General features: G+C 64.5%; 1 protein-coding gene. It reads right to left on the reverse strand.

Features of this window, described 5'->3' with window-relative positions; genetic code table 11:
• The coding region (locus CSQ99_RS30605; RefSeq protein ID WP_218014633.1) for an HNH endonuclease signature motif containing protein at positions 1–1,190 on the reverse strand (1,190 nt) is incomplete at both ends.

Here is a 1,190-nt window from a genome sequence, read left to right on the forward strand (position 1 = left end):
GCCGCGCCGTGAGCTTCGGTGGTGTAGGTGTGCCCGCTCGGGGACGTCAGCACAATCGTGCCGTCCGGCAGTTGGCGGTCACTCCAACCGCAGGCTCCGGTGTGAAACGTCTTGATCAGATGGTGAATCCGGCAGTAATGCTTGGTGTTCGACGGATGCGTCGGCCCATAGGGCCAGGGCACCGTGTGGTCGATGTCGGACTTTTCGACCGGCTTATCGCAGCCCGGCCAACGACACGTCAGATCCCGCCACCGGATGAACTCCTTGTTATTCGCGCTGGGCCGATACCCCGAATCGGGCGCCACACCGGTCGGCACGGTCAGGGGTTTGAGCGTGGCGTTCTTGGCCACCTCACGCACACTCTCGGCGGGCAGGATCCCGAACCCTCGCAGATACCCCGGCGCGTCACTGGACCCATCGATCGTGGCTTGTTCGGCCAGGACGTGAATCACCGCTGTCGTCACTGACACCTGCCCTGCCGCCGCGGCACAGTCCTCACGCTCACACCGGCAGGCAAGAGTGGCTTCCCCGCGCCCCAGCGCGCCCACAGCATCGGCGCGACGCTGAGTGTGCGAGCGCGGATCGTGCTCACACACCGTGGCCGCCAACGCATCCAACCGCGCATCCAGCGCGGCCCCGTCGGTGGCACGCACATGACCCGACGCGAACGCCATCCCCGGCCCAGCCTCGTCGACCTCGAAATACCGGTTCTCATCGACCTTGGGCGCAATACGCACCCCGGCCGGGTCGAACTTGGCCACCCACTGATCCACCCGATCGCGCAACTTGGGCTTGGAGAACTTCATCCACTTCTCACAATGCCGCGCGATCGCCTCATCCAACTCCGGCATCACCGCATCCTCGACATTGTCGGTGCGGTTGATGATCGTCGACACCATCCGGTAGTCGATCGTGCCGCGCAAAAAGACCTTGGCCACCGAAGGCAGCCGATGCGCCAGCGTGCAGGCAAACTGCACCTGCCCCACCGCACGGGCATGGCTGATGTTCTGCACCGCCGACACCTCAGCAGCCACCGCGGCACAGTAATCGACCACATACCAATCCAGATCGGCCAACGCCCCCTGACGGCGCTCATACAACTCCGCCACCGCCAACAACCGCTGCGCGGTGGACATCGACTCATAGCGCGTGGCCTCACCCATCAACTCGATGAGATCCCAATCCCGATC

Origin of the sequence: Mycobacterium neglectum (assembly GCF_002591975.1) — a bacterium.
Taxonomy (GTDB): domain Bacteria; phylum Actinomycetota; class Actinomycetes; order Mycobacteriales; family Mycobacteriaceae; genus Mycobacterium; species Mycobacterium neglectum.